Consider the following 14,947-nt stretch of genomic DNA (forward strand, 5'->3'; position numbering starts at 1 on the left):
CACCCTCATTACAAGTATGCTCTTCTTTAAACTCTTGCCACTCTGATCTTTGCGTTGACGCCTTCCTGAAGTTCTGCGCTGACACTCAGTTTCCCGCTCAGATTTGTCATCATTTTTCCGATATTGACGTCGTCCACATACACAATGTATTCACAGTCTGGTTCCAGTTCTAATGTAAACTGTGCATCTTCCTTCGCAGATACTGTAAATGCCACTTCATCTTCTGTTTCTGCAAAATGTTCAACAGCAGTCCCCGGTACAGATTCATAGACGAACATTCCATTTCTCTCTAGTTTTGTGATCTCTGAGAAGGTCTTTACTTTATATACATCTCCTTCGAATTCAAAGTTATCCAATTTTGTCTTCTGTGCTAATGTAAAATCCCCAAAACTAAGTGTTCCGTCTTCCTCTACACGCAATAATTCTTTTACTGCAGCCATCTTGTTCTCCTCCTACGGTACTTCATATTTTCATTTCTGCATCTTATCCCCTCTCATCATAGTATGGATAAGGTGTTTTCTGATATTATATAATAATTTGTGATATTTTTCTAGTTCTTTGTCACTTTCGGCAGAAATTTAATTTGTTTTTTAGAAAAGGATACATCTACCTCCATATCAGAGTGGATTTCTCCGGCAAGAATCGCCTCTGCCATCTTATCTTCCAATTCATTCTGCACTGCACGTCTCAGCGGTCTTGCTCCATATTTAGTATCTGTTCCCACTTCCACAATATGTTTTTTGACCGAATCACGGATGTGTAACTGGATATTTAACTGTGACTGGACACGAACTGCAAATTCCTTGCACAATAATCCTGCAATTTTCTTCAAATTCTCTGCACTAAGCGCATGGAACACAATAATTTCATCGATCCGGTTCAAGAATTCCGGTCGGAACAACTGCTTCACTTCATCCATTACATTGCTTTTCATCTTCTTATAGTCATCCTGCGGATCTTCCTTTGCGGCAAATCCCAGCTTCTTCGGTTCCACGATTGCCTTCGCCCCTGCATTCGACGTCATAATAATGACCGTATTACGGAAATCGATCTTTCTTCCCTGGGAATCTGTAATATACCCATCATCAAGCACCTGAAGCAAAATATTAAATACATCCGGATGTGCTTTTTCAATTTCATCGAACAAAATTACTGCATATGGATTCCTTCTGACTTTCTCGCTGAGCTGCCCGCCTTCCTCATGTCCGACATATCCCGGAGGGGAACCAATCATCTTTGACACACTATGCTTCTCCATGTATTCTGACATATCGACGCGAATCATTGCATCTTCCTGTCCAAACAACGCCTCCGCAAGTGCTTTGGATAGCTCTGTCTTCCCCACACCTGTCGGTCCAAGAAACAAAAATGACCCAATCGGTCTGTTCGGGGATTTCAGTCCTACACGTCCCCGCTTCACCGCTTTTGCAACAGCAGTGACCGCTTCTTCCTGACCGATCACTCTCTTCTGTAAAGTCTGCTCTAATTTTCTTAACCTTGCACTTTCAGATTCTCCCAGTTTTTGTACCGGAATCTTTGTCCAGACAGACACTACTTCTGCAATCTGCTGCTCTGTCACGCAAATCTGATGCGATGCCTGATTCTTGTCAAACCGTTTCTTAATGCTCTCTAATTTCTTTTCAACAGCCTGCTGCTCCTGATTCAACATCGATGCCTCTGCAAAACGGCCTTCTGCCACCGCCTGTTCCTTCTCCTTCATGAGAGACTGCAGAATTTCCTCTGTCTTTGTCAGATTGTCCGGAACTTTAAACCCATTAAGATTTGCCTTGGAACACGCTTCATCCAAAACATCAATCGCCTTATCGGGCAGATTCCTGTCACTGATATAGCGCTCTGACAGTTTGACCGCAGCCTCAAGTGCTCCCGGCTCAATCGTAACATGATGGTGTGATTCATATTTTCCCTTCAGACCTTCCAAAATCTGAATACTCTGGGCACTATCCGGCTCTTCAACTGTAATCGGCTGAAATCTCCGCTCCAACGCTGCATCTTTCTCAATATATTTTCTATATTCAGAGATCGTTGTTGCGCCGATCAACTGCAGTTCTCCACGAGCCAGCGATGGCTTCAAAATGTTAGAAGCATCCATAGCCCCCTCTGCACCTCCTGCACCGATCATTGTATGTACCTCGTCTAAGAACAGAAGAATGTCCGATGAACTTTTAACTTCCTGAATCAGGCGCTTCATCCTGTCTTCAAATTCTCCCCGATACTTAGATCCCGCAATGAGAGCAGCAAGATCCAACGTCAGAATATGCTTATGCTTCATACTCTCTGGAACCATCCCCGACACGATTCTCTGTGCAAGCCCTTCAATGATCGCAGTCTTTCCAACTCCCGGTTCCCCGACAAGACATGGATTGTTCTTCGTTCTGCGGCTTAATACCTGCATCAGCCGCTCAATCTCTTCCATTCTTCCAACAACCGGATCCAGCTTCCCGTCTGCTGCTTTCTCTGTCAGATCTGTGCAGTATTGCTCCAGCATCCCTGGCTGTCCTCTTCTTCCACTTCCGGCTTCCTCTGAAAATTCCGCCGGATCAATCCCTGCCGCCTCAAAAATATCTTGATAAATCTTTGTCAGACTGATATTTAACGTTGTAAGGATTCTGGCCGCAACACACTCTGAATCACGCACGATCGCCATCAACATATGCTCCGTACCAACCTCCGATGCCTGAAATCGCTCTGCCTCTCTTCTGCTGTTCTCAAGCAGATACTCTAAGCGTGGACTTCTCTCTGCCTTTCCTTCAAATACAACTTCCTCTGTCGGAGAAATCAGTTCTCCGATCACTTTCAAAATCTCATTCTCATTTACTCCGTTTGTCGCAAGGATCTGACCTGCCACTCCCGTAAACACTCTCCGCAGTCCAAGCAAAAGATGTTCTGTCCCAATATATGGGTGTCTTAACTCCTTTGCTGCACTCCTCGCGGTCTTTAACACATTCTCAGCCTGTTTTGTATATTCAATCTGCATGAATTCCTCCTTCTATCTCTCCTACACATATTCTTCATAAATCTCATCCACAAGCTGATGAACTTCCTCCCTGGAAATGTTCTGACAGCTTGCCTTTGCAAGCAGTACTCTGAGCTGCTCTCTCATCTCTTCCACCGCCTGAAGTTTATTGACATCGATGGCGATCACAGCACCTTTTCTGCGGTCCAGCTGAAGAAACCCTTCCTGCTTTAAGACCGAATATGCCTTATTTACTGTATGCATATTGATACCGATATTTTCCGCAAGCTGCCTGACAGACGGAAGTGTATCCCCTTCCCGGATCGTAGATGTCGCAATTCCCATAATGATCTGATTCCGAAGCTGAATATACAGCGCTTCTGAACTGTTAAAATCAATCTCGATAAACATAACCTCACCTCCGTTGTTATATACATGTTATAACATATGACATTTCTTGTCAATGCATTCTCTTGCCCTTTACACTCCTTTTAATTTCAGATATAATAGCAACGTAAATAAGAAAATAAAACAAGATGGAGGAACACTGTGAAAATACGTAGATTATTTGCTATATGGGCTTCAAAGCTCACAGGCTTTGTATGTAAATTGTTAGGAAAGCAGGGGCTCACCTGGTCTGGTAAGATTGCACTTACGATCGATCCTGATATTCTGACAGAGATGGCCGCTGATGTCCGTGAGAAAATCTTTGTCGTTTGTGGTACAAATGGAAAAACCACAATCAATAATCTTCTCTGCTCTACTTTGGAGGGACAGGGAAAAAAGGTAATCTGTAACCACTCCGGTTCCAATATGTTAAACGGAGCTATTGCCGCTTTTGTACTATCTGCAAAATGGAATGGAAAAATCGATGCCGACTATGCCTGTATCGAAGTGGACGAAGCCTCCACACTGCGCATTTTCCCGCATTTCAAACCGGATTACATGATACTAAACAATCTGTTTCGGGATCAGCTGGATCGCTATGGCGAGATTGATATCACAATGAATCTGTTAAAAGATGCAATGCGAATTGCTCCGGAGATGACGATCATCGTCAATGGAGATGATGCACTCTCCACATATCTTGCCCAGGAAAGCGGCAATCCATATGTCACTTACGGAATTCAGGAGCAAGTATTTGAAGAACAAAGCATCAACGAAATCAAAGAAGGACGTTTCTGCAAAAAATGTGGAGCAAAATTGTTTTACAATTTCTACCATTACAGCCAGCTCGGGGACTACCACTGTCCAAACTGTGATTTCCACCGACCAGAGCTAAACTATAACGCAAGCAATGTCAAGACTGGAAAGGTTCTGGACTTCGATGCAAATGGGGAGCATATTCATGTAAATTATCGTGGTTTCTACAATGTCTACAATATTCTTGCTGTATATGCTGCTGTCAAAGAAGCCGGCATTCCACTTCAAAATTTCAATGAGATCCTCGGCAAGTACAACCCAGAAAACGGACGAATGGAACATTTCTCTATCAAAGAAACGGAAATTATCTTAAACCTTGCAAAGAACCCAGCAGGATTTAACCAAAACATTTCCGCCGTCATGGAGGATGACAGCCCGAAAGATCTGATTATTCTGATCAACGACAATGATCAGGACGGAATTGATGTGTCCTGGCTCTGGGATGTGGACTTTGACCGCCTAGGCGACCCATCCATACGTTCCATCACCGTCAGCGGGATCCGCTGTCAGGATATGCGCTTACGATTGAAATATGTAGATATCCCTTCTATTTTGGAGCCGGATATTGAGACTGCAGTCCGGAAACGCATCGCCGATGGCACCGGAAATTTATACGTCCTTGTCAATTATACTGCCTTGTATAGTACTCATAATATCTTAAAGCGAATGGAGGGTGAACAATCATGAAACTGACTATCGGACATCTTTATCCAGATCTTCTGAATCTCTACGGAGACCGGGGAAATATTCAATGTATGATGAAGCGACTCCAATGGAGAGGCATCGAAGCAGAGACAATTGAATTTGAGATTCAGGACGAGGTCGACTTCTCTGAACTTGACATTGTTCTGCTCGGTGGAGGGTCTGACCGGGAGCAGATGCTTGTCTGCGAACGTCTGAAGGAAATCCGCGATGATTTCAAAGCTTATGTGGAGGACGGCGGTGTTGTCCTTGCAGTCTGCGGCGGATACCAGTTACTCGGGACCCACTATTCCACTGATCAAGGTGTGATCGAAGGGCTTTCCATCGTAGATATTTACACAGAACAGGGCAAGGATTATCGACTCATCGATAACATTGTTCTGGAGAGCGAACTTTCTGATATGCCTGTGGTCGGCTTTGAAAATCACGGCGGCAGAACTTATATCAAAGATCAGAAACCATTTGGAAAAGTCATTTATGGAAGTGGAAATGACGGACAGAGCGGCTACGAAGGGATCATTTATAAAAATGTGATCGGAACTTATCTGCACGGACCGCTTCTCCCAAAAAATCCTCAGATTTGTGATTATCTTCTCACAAAAGCACTAGAGAGAAAATATAAGAATCCTATTGAGCTCGCTCCTCTTGATGATACCGAGGAACGTGAAGCAAACACTTACATTTATCAGCGGTTCAAAGGAAAAGTCAGCAGACCGCAGGATCAGGAACAGATTTAAGATTTTACTTGAAAAAAAGTTGCCGTATTTTTTCTTTACGGCAACTTCTTATCGTTCTTTCTCTTTTTTAGTTTTTATGGGATTTCATAGATGATCCGCTTGTAGTTTAGCTTTTTTTCTTCAGTCTTTGCATGCTCGCTGTCCCAGACATTCTGAAAGGAAAGATCTTTATCGTTTGTCAGTACAACATAACGGACTGGCTTCACTGCCTGATCCATACGTCCCTCCAAATCCAGCAAATATTTATATTCATAATCATGCACCTCATGATCTTTTGACAAAATCACCCGGAAGTTCTTCCCATCATAGAATAGATCTTCGAGAAACCATTCTTTCTCCCTTCCAAACTGATACATGATCCGCACTTTTGCAGGCTCTTTGCTCTCTGCACTTCTTAAAAACTGTTCCCAGTATTCTCCGCCGTCAACCAGCTTTGTATCTCTGTAAACTACACATCCATCTCTCTTTGCCTGTTCGGCAGTATAATCTTCCGGAACATGATCAAATCCTTGATAGACCCCTTTTCCTCTTGTCCGAAACGTCTGCTTCTCCTTCGGCATCAGTTCCATGCACCCACTCATATACAAACTGATTCCTATTGCGATCAGCCCAAACAGGATTCTTTTCTTTTTCATCTGATTTCTTTCTCCATATATACTTCGCCATTAAGGTCTTTCCACTCAAATTTCTCATCTAAAATCATATAGCTGTGAAGAGAATCTTCTTTTGGAATGGAAATAGAACCCGGGTTCATATAAATACATCTGTCCGTTTCTCTGCAAACCGGCACATGTGTATGTCCATGAAGAAGAATGTCTCCCTTTTTTAACATTGGCACATGTTCCAGATTATGTACATGTCCATGTGTGGCAAAGATCATACGGTCATTCAAATATAAAATACAGTAATCTGCCATAATCGGGAATTCCAAAACCATCTGGTCTACTTCACTCTCACAATTTCCCTTCACACAAAGAATCTCTTCTTTGATCTCATTTAACATCGCTATCACTTCCTTTGGCGCATAGTCTTTCGGAAGGTCGTTTCTTGGCCCGTGATATAAAATATCTCCGAGAAGCAGAAGCTTATCTGCCTTCTCTCTTCTGTATGCTTCTATCATCTTTCTGCAGTAATATGCAGAACCGTGGATATCTGATGCAATCATCCATCTCATTGTTGCTCCTCCTCTGTTTCACTGTGAATTTGCTGTCATTGTACCATCTTTCATTTTCTTTGGATAGGCAAAAATAAAAATTTATAAAAATGTGGCAAAAACAGATGCACCAATGACCGTCATCAGCCCTGACACAGCGATAGAAAGGCTGCTCATGGCTCCCTGCACCTCTCCAAGTTCCAATGCTTTTGCTGTGCCGATTGCATGCGAAGCCGTTCCAAGAGAAAGTCCTACCGCAATCGGTTCTCTGATTCCAAACATTTTACATATATATTCTCCGATGATATTTCCTAACACCCCTGTCACAATGATGACAGCGACGGTGATCGTTGAGATTCCTCCCAACTCCTCGGAAACTCCAATTCCAATCGCAGTTGTGATCGACTTCGGCAGCAGTGTCACATACTGTTCATGGCTCAGCCCAAACAAATATGCCAACCCGAAAACACTTCCGAGGCTTGACAGTACGCCTGCCGTAATTCCCCAGAAAACTGCCCAGAAATTTTGTTTCAACAATTCCATCTGCTGATACAATGGAACCGCAAGGCAGACAGTAGCCGGAGTTAAAAGATAGCTTAAGTATTTTGCTGATTCGTTGTAAGTCGCATAATCAACATCCAATACATTGAGTACAACAATAACTGCAACGATCGCTAACAGCAATGGATTCAAAAACCCCCATTTCAATTTTTTCCGTGCAAGTAAGCCCAGACCATAGGCTCCGATACTGATCGTCAGACCAAAATACAACGATTCACTAAAAAACTCTTTCATCTTTCCGTTCTACCTCCTTTTTTCTCCTGTAGTCAATAATTCCCTGTGATACTTTTCCGGTGCAAATCATCACAAAAATCGTTGTGATAACAATAATCATCATGACCGGCACAACGATTTCCTTTAAATCCGCCCACACTGTAATAAGTCCAACTGCTGAAGGTATAAACATCGGCGGCATAATATCAATCAAAAAATCCGCTGCAAGTTTCACCTGATTCAATTTTATCACTTTCGCGCAAAGACAAAATAGCATGATCAAAAGTCCATAAATGCTTGCCGGAACCGGAAGAGGGAGCACTGCATGAAGAACTTCCCCTAGAAATGTGACCGTCATGATCACGCCAAACTGATACAATAATTTCATATCTTTTCTCATTCCTTCCTTAAACGATTACAAAATTCTTTGCTTTTCATCATATCACACTCCATTTTGCTGCGCACAATGATTTTTCCACAAAAAAAGCAGAGGATATCTCCTCCATTTTGTATATATCCTCTGCCTTTTGTAGATATGCTTTATTTTTTTTTCGATCTGCAACACATTATGTATAATTCGCACAAATGTCACAGTTCCTTTCCACATCACATCTTCATCAATATTAAATGTTGGATTGTGATGCGGAATATCTGTTCCCTTTTTTTCATTGGAAGAACTCAGGAAGAAAAAAGCTCCCGGAACTTCCAAAAGATAGTTCGCAAAATCTTCTCCTCCCATATTAGGAATTGACAAATCCTCAATAATATCTTTCGGTTCAAACAGATCGCTGACGGCTTTTGCAGCCAGCTCTGCCATCGTCTCATCATTGACTACCGGGGGAGCTCCCCATATAATCTCACACTCACAGCTTCCTCCAAACATCGCTGAAATAGCCACTGCCAGTTCTTTGATCCTTCTCGCAATATACTGCCGCACTGTCTCATCCAGCGCTCGAATCGTCCCTTCCAAAACTACCTGGTCCGGTATCACATTATATTGGGTTCCTCCTGTAATTTTTCCAACGGTGATAACACTAGACGCTGTTCCCGATATTTCTTTTGTCTGTATTGTCTGCAAAGCAATCAGAAGATGAGCTGCTATGTTGACAGGGTCAACGCCCTTCTCTAGTGTAGATCCATGACAGGATTGCCCTTTTACACAAATAATAAATTTATCAAAAGATGCCATACAACATGCCCTTGGAAAAATAAGAGTCCCTGTCGGAATTTCTTTGCCTAAAATATTTCCGATATGAAGTCCAAAAATAGCAGCTACATCTTTCAGACATCCATTTGAAATTGCAATCTCTGAGCCTCTGGAAATTTCCTCAGCTGTCTGAAAAATCAGTTCCCGATCCATGATACCCTTCTTTTCTTCCATCTCCAATAAAATCATTTTTAATCAGTCTGTCCACAAATTCTGCAACGGACTTCATTGCCTCTCGCATCTTGGCAGCATTGTTCTCCGTCTGTAAAATATGTGCGCGGTCTTTATAAAGATCTGTCCCTGAATTTTCCGCATACAGAGCAGTCACCGCCGGAATTTTAACCTGTTCAGTCACTGCTGCCGTAGCAGCTCCATATCCCAATCCATATCTTCCTGCATTGAATCCTGGTCCTGCCACAAATAAATCTTCCTGATATTTCTTTACAAGTTCTACAAACTCCCTGTACACTTCTTCTGTATGCTCCGCTATATAAAATTCTTCTTTCTGATTGGATTTTTATCAAATTCCTCTGCTCGTTTTTCCATCATTCTCTGATTCGATAAAATTGAGTATCCTAAAGATTCGGAATCCAGTATCTCACGAATCTGTTCAAAATATTTCATATAATTATCATGCATTCCTTCATCTACCCAATCTTTGATAATTCCTACCAGTGCATGTGCTTTTAGCTTTGCCATCAGACTTAACTCACTTTCCGACAGCTTGAATCCGCATTCAGAATATCCCATATCAATATTGATCTTCCAAAGTTCATAATAAATTTCATACAAAGATTCAAACAGAGAATTTTGTCCAACATATTGAAAACACGCAAAGTAAAATTTCCTTTCTGCATAAAGAGCCTTACATACTTTCACAAAACTCTCTGTCAGCTTTGATGGATCGTTAAAAGAATTTACATTTTCCAACATATCTGTATAAAACATCCAGTTGATCAGCTCATATTTGTCCTGAAATGATAGTAAAATGAATTTCTCTTTTTCTCTTGTTAGCATTTGATTAGAAAAATTGGTCGAAAAAAAAGGGGTTTTATTTATGTATCTATATGCTGCAATCGCTACACTTCCAATTTTATTCACTATTATCTTTATGGCTGTCTTCAATTGGCCTGCAAAACGTGCATTGCCTTTCTCTTGGCTGATCGCCTGCCTGGTTGCCGGATTTGTATGGAAAATGGATTTTCTGAAAATCTCAGCCAGAACAATTTCTGGTTTCCTAAGTGCTCTGGAAACTTTGTTTATCATTTTTGGAGCTCTTCTCCTTATGAACGTACTCAAGCAGTCTGGTGCCATGGCAGCAATCAATCAAAGATTACAGTGTTTGCGAATATTTTGCAAAGAACGGATACACTGTATGGCGTCTGGATCTTAGCGGATATGGAAAATCTGGAAAATACGAAGACGGATGGAAAGTCACAACACAACATGCTGCAGAAGATGAAATTTATGCTCTCGAAAAAATCTGTGAGTTACAGGGTGTAGAAAAACTTGATTTGCTTGGCTGGTCATGGGGAACAATGACAACTTCCAAAGTTGCTTCACAGCGCCCGGATTTATTAAAGAAAGTCGTATGGCTTGGACCTTGCTTCGGTGGTGCATTTGAAGCGACTCCAGTAACAGAACTTCACGGAATGTGGGTAGACCATACATATGCTCAGGATGGCGGACATGGACGTCCAAACGGCGGTGCGAAAGAGATTATGGAAATCGGCGATGGCTGGCTGATCGATACAAAAGCAGTAAAATTACTTCATCTGCACGGCGCTGGTCACGCAATGTATCTTGAAAAAGATTACTATCAGACTACACGGGAAGCAATCTTGAAATTTATCTCTGAATAGAGACAAATTCCTCTATAATAAAATCTTTGGCAAAAGTGATTTCTTGCCGCTTCTGCCAAAAGAGCCGGGAACAAAATCCCCGGCTCTTTTCCTTTCACAGTATCAACTGCATTCTATATTATGATTTACTCTCCAAAATCTTATCAATACTTACCAGTTTCACACTCAGTACAAAAATCTCACATGCCTTCGCCAGTTCCTCCGGTGTCGGATATGATGGTGCAATACGGATATTGCTGTCTTTTGGATCTTTACCATACGGGAATGTCGCCCCTGCAGGTGTCATGACAAGTCCTGCCTCACTTGCCTTTGCAACAATCGCCTTGGCACATCCATCCATCGCATCAAACGAGATGAAATATCCTCCTCGCGGCCGTAACCAGGAACCGATTTCAAGTCCTTCCAGCTCTCTCTCCAAAATTGTCAGGACTGTCTCAAATTTCGGACGCAGAATATCTGCATGCAGCTTCATATGTTCCACCATTCCGTGAATGTCTTTATAAAAGCGTGCGTGGCGCAGCTGATTCAACTTATCATGTCCAATTGTCTGGATCTGCATCTGTTTTCTGATTGCCACAAGATTGGCATCCGATGCCGCAATCGCTGCAACTCCGGAACCCGGAAAGCTTACTTTGGATGTGGAACAGAATTTATACACCATATCTGGGTTTCCTTCTTTTTTACATTCCATCAAAATCTCTATTAAATAGTCCTGCTTGTCTTCGTATAAGTGATGGATGCCATATGCATTATCCCAATAAATACGGAAATCTTTTGCCGCCGGTTTCAGTTTTGCAAAGCGGTGTACTGTCTCGTCAGAATATGTGATTCCCTGTGGATTCGAATATTTCGGGACACACCAGATTCCTTTGATTGCATCATCCTCGCTGACCAGCTTCTCCACAATATCCATATCCGGTCCATCCATCGTCATCGGCACATTGATCATTTCAATTCCAAAATGCTCTGTGATCGCAAAGTGTCTGTCGTATCCAGGAACCGGGCATAAGAACTTTACTTTGTCCAATTTTGCCCACGGGGTACTTCCCATTACCCCATGCGTCATGGAACGTGCAATCGTGTCGTACATAATATTCAAACTGGAATTTCCAAAGATAACGATATTGTCTTTCGGCACTTCTGTCATATCTGCAAGAAGCTGCTTCGCTTCACGGATTCCGTCGAGTACTCCGTAATTTCGGCAGTCTACCCCTTCCTCGCATTTCAGATCGGATTCACTTGTAAGGACATCCATCATCCCCATCGCAAGATCCAGCTGTGCTGCAGAAGGTTTCCCTCTAGACATATCAAGCTGCAGTCCCTGTGCCTTTACCTTTTGAAATTCTTGTTCTAACTGACTTTTCAGTTCTAAAAGTTCCTCTTTACTTCTATCCTTATACGCTAACATTGCAAGACCTCCAAAATCTGTTTTCAATTTAACATCATACTCACTTTTTGACGTTTCGTCAATACTTTCTTGCATTTATTTACGCATTTTCATTGTTTTCTTTTATTTTTTATTCTTTTTTGAATGAATTCATACTTATTAATTCATTTTTCTATCGATATGCTTTCAGAATCTCTCCCAGACTCTCCTCCGTCACTTGATGATATACCGTTCCGTCAATCATCATGTTCGGCCCTTTGGCACACTGTTTCATACACCCGCTTGTCCGCAGATAAAATCTGCCTCCCTCAGATACTTCTCCTTGCCGGATTTTCCACTTTTTCTCAAGTATTTTCAAAAGATCGTAAGAGCCTTTTGCTGAACACCCTGCTCCTACACATATTTGAATCTCATGACGATAATTCTCCGCCTTCAGGCTTGGATAACGTTTGATGACTGCCGCCAGAAATGTCTCCTTCATTTTTGTAACTTCTGCCACTTGTTTCTGCACTGCTGCCGGAATACATCCTTTCACATCCTGGATCTCCCGCAGCATATTGACGAGATCCTCCTGTGAAATCATTTCTCCCTCCTTTGTATAATATTCTATAATTTCACGAATCTGTTCTTCCATCTTTTCAATCTCCTTTCTGTATCTTCATTGTCCATCTTTTGTATTGCATCTGTTCCCTTTGCCTATTCTCTGATATCAGCCTCAAATCCTGCCGGCGTACATATTTCATCAAAGAGAAGATCGCCATCCACAAAAAGCCGATATCTGACCGTACATGCAGCATGTTCGTAGATTCGTCTTCCCATCGCCCCTAACTGCGGTGCCAGAAGTTTCTGCGGATGGTTCTGCTGTAGTTGTGCCTCAAATTTTATATGTTTCTGTTCAATCACTATCCGCTTCTCTGTTCTTTCCTTGACTCGAGCTCCACAATAAGTCGCAAGACGATAGTGTCTTCTTCCGTACCAGATTTCTGCAATCGTTCCTTCAAAGGAAAATGGTCCCACCGGAATTGTTGCTGCTGCCGCCATCAAGTGCAATCTTCCTCCTGCCCCTCTGCTGCACTGGGTCCAGACATATTGATCTGGAAAAGACGTGCCGCGGTCTTTCTCAATATACCCGATTCCTTTGCCAAAATGAAGCTGCTCGCGATTGATTTTCAATGTTCCTGCCACATTGTGTCTCATACTGATGATCTCATGGCGGCACTGCATAAATGGGATCCAGCGAAACGGACCCATAATATCCCCAGACAGTTGGGAGAATTTCCCATAGACAAGCTTCCCTTTCATTTTCAATTCTCTCGTCCGTATATCAATAGAAATCCCATTTTCCGAAAAGACATTTCTTCCGATCCGGCAATACAGACGTCCCTTTGCCGCATAAAACTGTTCCGGTGCATAATGAATTTTCCAGACATGATCATTTGCGATCACCTGCAGCATCGCACTTTTTTCTCCTCTTGGATTGATATGGAACGATGGAATAAAGCAAATAGTCTGGGATCCATTTTCATGCTTAAAATACCATCCTTCAAAATAGCACTTCTTTTTTCGTTCCCCATAAAAATAATTTTTTCTGCTCATTTCCCCTCCACTGCTACATTTTTCAATGCAGGATTATCAATCAGATTTCCTTCTTTATCAAACCGCGATCCATGGCAAGGACAGTCCCACGTCTCTTCTTCTGGATTCCACGTCAACTTACAGCCGAGGTGGGGACAGCGGATGCCTCCGGGAGCCGCCAGTCCTTTGGCGCTCTTTGCTCCTTCTACCGCTGCTGCTTTCAATGCTCTGATCGGAACTCTCTGCGGAGAAAACACTGCTGCATTTCCACTTTCTTTCTGGCAGATCTGTTCTGTAATCATCAGAGCCGCTGCCATCGAGGAAGTCATTCCCCATTTTCCAAATCCGGTTTCTACATACCACTTTTTATTTTTTCCTGTATAAAGTCCGATGTAGGGAATGGCATCGAGTGTCATGCAGTCCTGCGCCGACCATCTATCTATCGTCTCACAATCTCTCCAATATTCTTTTGCCCGCCTCTCCAGCTTCTTGTATTGCCCTCCGGTCTCATTTTCCCCGGTCCGGTGCCCTTCTCCTCCAAACAATGTGAACTCTCTGAAATTCCGGAAGGAGAAGTCTTCCCCGGGATCTACTCCCAAATACAAATGTTCAAAGGGTTGTGCCTGTTTCAATGCAAGTACATAACTGCGTTCTTGATGCATCCTTGCAAAATAATATCCTGGTGTATTCATAATCGGATAATGAGACGCAAATACAACCGCATCTGCCAACACGTTTCCATGATCCGTATAAATTTTCCCCTCCTCCACACCAGTTACTTTTGTGTGCTCATAAATTACAAGCTGTTCTGCAAGTGCTTTTAAAAAGAGCAGTGGATGAAATGCTGCCTGTTTCTGATAACAGATACTTCCTATAACGGAAAATGGAAGTTCTGTCTTTGTTGTAAACTCCGCCTCAATCCCCAGACGTACTGCCGCCTCCACTTCTCTCTTTATCTGCTCTGCATCGGTCAGTGAATAGAGGTAGGAACTACATTCTCGAAAATCACAGTCTATCTGCTCTTCCTGCACCAGCCGACTATACATCTTCAGTGCACGCTTATTTGCACTGACATATTTTCTTGCTTTTTCCTCTCCCGCCTCTCTGAACAGTTTTTCATAAATCAAATTGTGAGAAATCGTAATCTTTGCCGTGGTCCCTGCAGTCTGTCCACTTCCCACTCGATTCCCCTCAAGAACGATCACATCTATTCCTGCTCGTTTCAGAAAAAAAGCCGTTAAAATTCCTGCTATTCCTCCGCCGATCACCGCAACTTCTGCTCGAACACTCTGAGCAAGTGGCGAGAACGCAGGAAGCTTGCTTGTCTTCGTCCAGATTGTACCCATACACTCCACCTCATTTTTGTTACTTCT

The 14,947-nt window shown here is 42.6% G+C and carries 18 protein-coding genes; 4 read left to right on the forward strand and 14 right to left on the reverse strand.

Going from position 1 to position 14,947, the window contains the following annotated elements:
• Positions 1-26: 26 nt before the first annotated feature.
• From ACGG81_RS11145 to ACGG81_RS11155, 3 genes are all read right to left on the reverse strand, one after another.
• Complete coding sequence (locus ACGG81_RS11145; protein WP_008977329.1) at positions 27-440, reverse strand: hypothetical protein; 414 nt, start codon at positions 438-440, stop codon at positions 27-29.
• Between the two features lie 110 nt (positions 441-550).
• A complete protein-coding gene (locus tag ACGG81_RS11150; protein WP_390108356.1) occupies positions 551-2,995 on the reverse strand; it encodes an ATP-dependent Clp protease ATP-binding subunit in 2,445 nt (814 codons plus the stop codon).
• 21 nt (positions 2,996-3,016) lie between these two features.
• Positions 3,017-3,385: a GntR family transcriptional regulator gene (locus ACGG81_RS11155; RefSeq protein ID WP_008977331.1), complete on the reverse strand. Its 369-nt coding sequence runs from the start codon at positions 3,383-3,385 to the stop codon at positions 3,017-3,019.
• Positions 3,386-3,523: 138 nt separating this feature from the next.
• Here ACGG81_RS11155 and ACGG81_RS11160 point away from each other — a divergent pair, with 138 nt between their 5' ends.
• Complete coding sequence (locus tag ACGG81_RS11160; protein ID WP_390108360.1) at positions 3,524-4,864, forward strand: MurT ligase domain-containing protein; 1,341 nt, start codon at positions 3,524-3,526, stop codon at positions 4,862-4,864.
• Entirely contained in the window at positions 4,861-5,616 is a 756-nt protein-coding gene (locus ACGG81_RS11165) for a type 1 glutamine amidotransferase (RefSeq protein WP_016439763.1), read from the forward strand. Before ACGG81_RS11160 ends, ACGG81_RS11165 begins: the two co-directional genes overlap by 4 nt.
• Positions 5,617-5,690: 74 nt before the next feature.
• On the opposite strand, the gene ACGG81_RS11170 is transcribed toward ACGG81_RS11165, so the two are convergent.
• The 7 genes from ACGG81_RS11170 to ACGG81_RS11200 form a co-directional block, all read right to left on the reverse strand.
• Positions 5,691-6,251 (reverse strand): hypothetical protein, encoded by a 561-nt coding sequence (locus ACGG81_RS11170; protein ID WP_390108363.1) that lies wholly within the window; start codon positions 6,249-6,251, stop codon positions 5,691-5,693.
• A complete protein-coding gene (yfcE, locus tag ACGG81_RS11175; protein ID WP_009263564.1) occupies positions 6,248-6,790 on the reverse strand; it encodes a phosphodiesterase in 543 nt (180 codons plus the stop codon). The genes ACGG81_RS11170 and yfcE overlap by 4 nt, the downstream gene beginning before the upstream one ends.
• 81 nt (positions 6,791-6,871) lie before the next feature.
• Positions 6,872-7,564, reverse strand: coding sequence for an LrgB family protein (locus tag ACGG81_RS11180; protein WP_016439764.1), 693 nt, complete (start codon positions 7,562-7,564; stop codon positions 6,872-6,874).
• Positions 7,548-7,943 carry a CidA/LrgA family protein gene (locus ACGG81_RS11185; protein WP_009263566.1) on the reverse strand — a complete coding sequence of 132 codons (396 nt, stop codon included), beginning with the start codon at positions 7,941-7,943 and terminating at the stop codon, positions 7,548-7,550. The genes ACGG81_RS11180 and ACGG81_RS11185 overlap by 17 nt, the downstream gene beginning before the upstream one ends.
• Before the next feature lie 42 nt (positions 7,944-7,985).
• Positions 7,986-8,903, reverse strand: coding sequence for a M20 family metallopeptidase (locus ACGG81_RS11190; protein ID WP_390108367.1), 918 nt, complete (start codon positions 8,901-8,903; stop codon positions 7,986-7,988).
• Positions 8,872-9,219 (reverse strand): glycine/betaine/sarcosine/D-proline family reductase selenoprotein B, encoded by a 348-nt coding sequence (locus tag ACGG81_RS11195; protein WP_390108370.1) that lies wholly within the window; start codon positions 9,217-9,219, stop codon positions 8,872-8,874. Before ACGG81_RS11195 ends, ACGG81_RS11190 begins: the two co-directional genes overlap by 32 nt.
• A 17-nt stretch (positions 9,220-9,236) precedes the next feature.
• Entirely contained in the window at positions 9,237-9,767 is a 531-nt protein-coding gene (locus ACGG81_RS11200) for a TetR-like C-terminal domain-containing protein (protein WP_016439766.1), read from the reverse strand.
• A 94-nt stretch (positions 9,768-9,861) separates the two neighbouring features.
• Here ACGG81_RS11200 and ACGG81_RS11205 point away from each other — a divergent pair, with 94 nt between their 5' ends.
• Both ACGG81_RS11205 and ACGG81_RS11210 read left to right on the forward strand, forming a co-directional pair.
• Positions 9,862-10,143 (forward strand): L-lactate permease, encoded by a 282-nt coding sequence (locus ACGG81_RS11205; protein ID WP_270196479.1) that lies wholly within the window; start codon positions 9,862-9,864, stop codon positions 10,141-10,143.
• Complete coding sequence (locus tag ACGG81_RS11210; RefSeq protein WP_270196422.1) at positions 10,058-10,612, forward strand: alpha/beta fold hydrolase; 555 nt, start codon at positions 10,058-10,060, stop codon at positions 10,610-10,612. The genes ACGG81_RS11205 and ACGG81_RS11210 overlap by 86 nt, the downstream gene beginning before the upstream one ends.
• A gap of 118 nt (positions 10,613-10,730) precedes the next feature.
• Here the strand turns inward: ACGG81_RS11210 and ACGG81_RS11215 are convergent, their stop codons facing one another.
• The 4 genes from ACGG81_RS11215 to ACGG81_RS11230 form a co-directional block, all read right to left on the reverse strand.
• The gene (locus tag ACGG81_RS11215) at positions 10,731-12,020 is read right to left on the reverse strand and encodes an aminotransferase class I/II-fold pyridoxal phosphate-dependent enzyme (protein ID WP_174704833.1); all 1,290 of its coding nucleotides are present in this window, start codon (positions 12,018-12,020) and stop codon (positions 10,731-10,733) included.
• A gap of 151 nt (positions 12,021-12,171) precedes the next feature.
• Entirely contained in the window at positions 12,172-12,633 is a 462-nt protein-coding gene (locus ACGG81_RS11220) for an NAD(P)H-dependent oxidoreductase subunit E (RefSeq protein ID WP_009263573.1), read from the reverse strand.
• Between the two features lie 62 nt (positions 12,634-12,695).
• Entirely contained in the window at positions 12,696-13,595 is a 900-nt protein-coding gene (locus ACGG81_RS11225; protein WP_270196423.1) for a tocopherol cyclase family protein, read from the reverse strand.
• A complete protein-coding gene (locus tag ACGG81_RS11230; protein WP_390108374.1) occupies positions 13,592-14,920 on the reverse strand; it encodes an FAD-dependent oxidoreductase in 1,329 nt (442 codons plus the stop codon). The genes ACGG81_RS11225 and ACGG81_RS11230 overlap by 4 nt, the downstream gene beginning before the upstream one ends.
• Positions 14,921-14,947: the final 27 nt, after the last annotated feature.

It is taken from the genome of Faecalimonas umbilicata, assembly GCF_042846195.1.
Taxonomy (GTDB): Bacteria; Bacillota; Clostridia; order Lachnospirales; family Lachnospiraceae; genus Faecalimonas; species Faecalimonas umbilicata.

What these genes read in the sequence shown, in the direction of transcription:
- ACGG81_RS11220 (WP_009263573.1), bottom strand. Translation starts at nt 12,633, where the DNA reads ATGGAAGAACAGATTCGTGAAATTATAGAATATTATACAAAGGAGGGA.
- ACGG81_RS11170 (WP_390108363.1), bottom strand. Translation starts at nt 6,251, where the DNA reads ATGAAAAAGAAAAGAATCCTGTTTGGGCTGATCGCAATAGGAATCAGT.
- ACGG81_RS11190 (WP_390108367.1), bottom strand. Translation starts at nt 8,903, where the DNA reads ATGGATCGGGAACTGATTTTTCAGACAGCTGAGGAAATTTCCAGAGGC.
- ACGG81_RS11225 (WP_270196423.1), bottom strand. Translation starts at nt 13,595, where the DNA reads ATGAGCAGAAAAAATTATTTTTATGGGGAACGAAAAAAGAAGTGCTAT.
- ACGG81_RS11185 (WP_009263566.1), bottom strand. Translation starts at nt 7,943, where the DNA reads ATGAGAAAAGATATGAAATTATTGTATCAGTTTGGCGTGATCATGACG.
- ACGG81_RS11145 (WP_008977329.1), bottom strand. Translation starts at nt 440, where the DNA reads ATGGCTGCAGTAAAAGAATTATTGCGTGTAGAGGAAGACGGAACACTT.
- ACGG81_RS11155 (WP_008977331.1), bottom strand. Translation starts at nt 3,385, where the DNA reads ATGTTTATCGAGATTGATTTTAACAGTTCAGAAGCGCTGTATATTCAG.
- ACGG81_RS11215 (WP_174704833.1), bottom strand. Translation starts at nt 12,020, where the DNA reads ATGTTAGCGTATAAGGATAGAAGTAAAGAGGAACTTTTAGAACTGAAA.
- ACGG81_RS11165 (WP_016439763.1), top strand. Translation starts at nt 4,861, where the DNA reads ATGAAACTGACTATCGGACATCTTTATCCAGATCTTCTGAATCTCTAC.
- ACGG81_RS11200 (WP_016439766.1), bottom strand. Translation starts at nt 9,767, where the DNA reads ATGCTAACAAGAGAAAAAGAGAAATTCATTTTACTATCATTTCAGGAC.
- ACGG81_RS11150 (WP_390108356.1), bottom strand. Translation starts at nt 2,995, where the DNA reads ATGCAGATTGAATATACAAAACAGGCTGAGAATGTGTTAAAGACCGCG.
- ACGG81_RS11230 (WP_390108374.1), bottom strand. Translation starts at nt 14,920, where the DNA reads ATGGGTACAATCTGGACGAAGACAAGCAAGCTTCCTGCGTTCTCGCCA.
- yfcE (WP_009263564.1), bottom strand. Translation starts at nt 6,790, where the DNA reads ATGAGATGGATGATTGCATCAGATATCCACGGTTCTGCATATTACTGC.
- ACGG81_RS11205 (WP_270196479.1), top strand. Translation starts at nt 9,862, where the DNA reads ATGGCTGTCTTCAATTGGCCTGCAAAACGTGCATTGCCTTTCTCTTGG.
- ACGG81_RS11180 (WP_016439764.1), bottom strand. Translation starts at nt 7,564, where the DNA reads ATGAAAGAGTTTTTTAGTGAATCGTTGTATTTTGGTCTGACGATCAGT.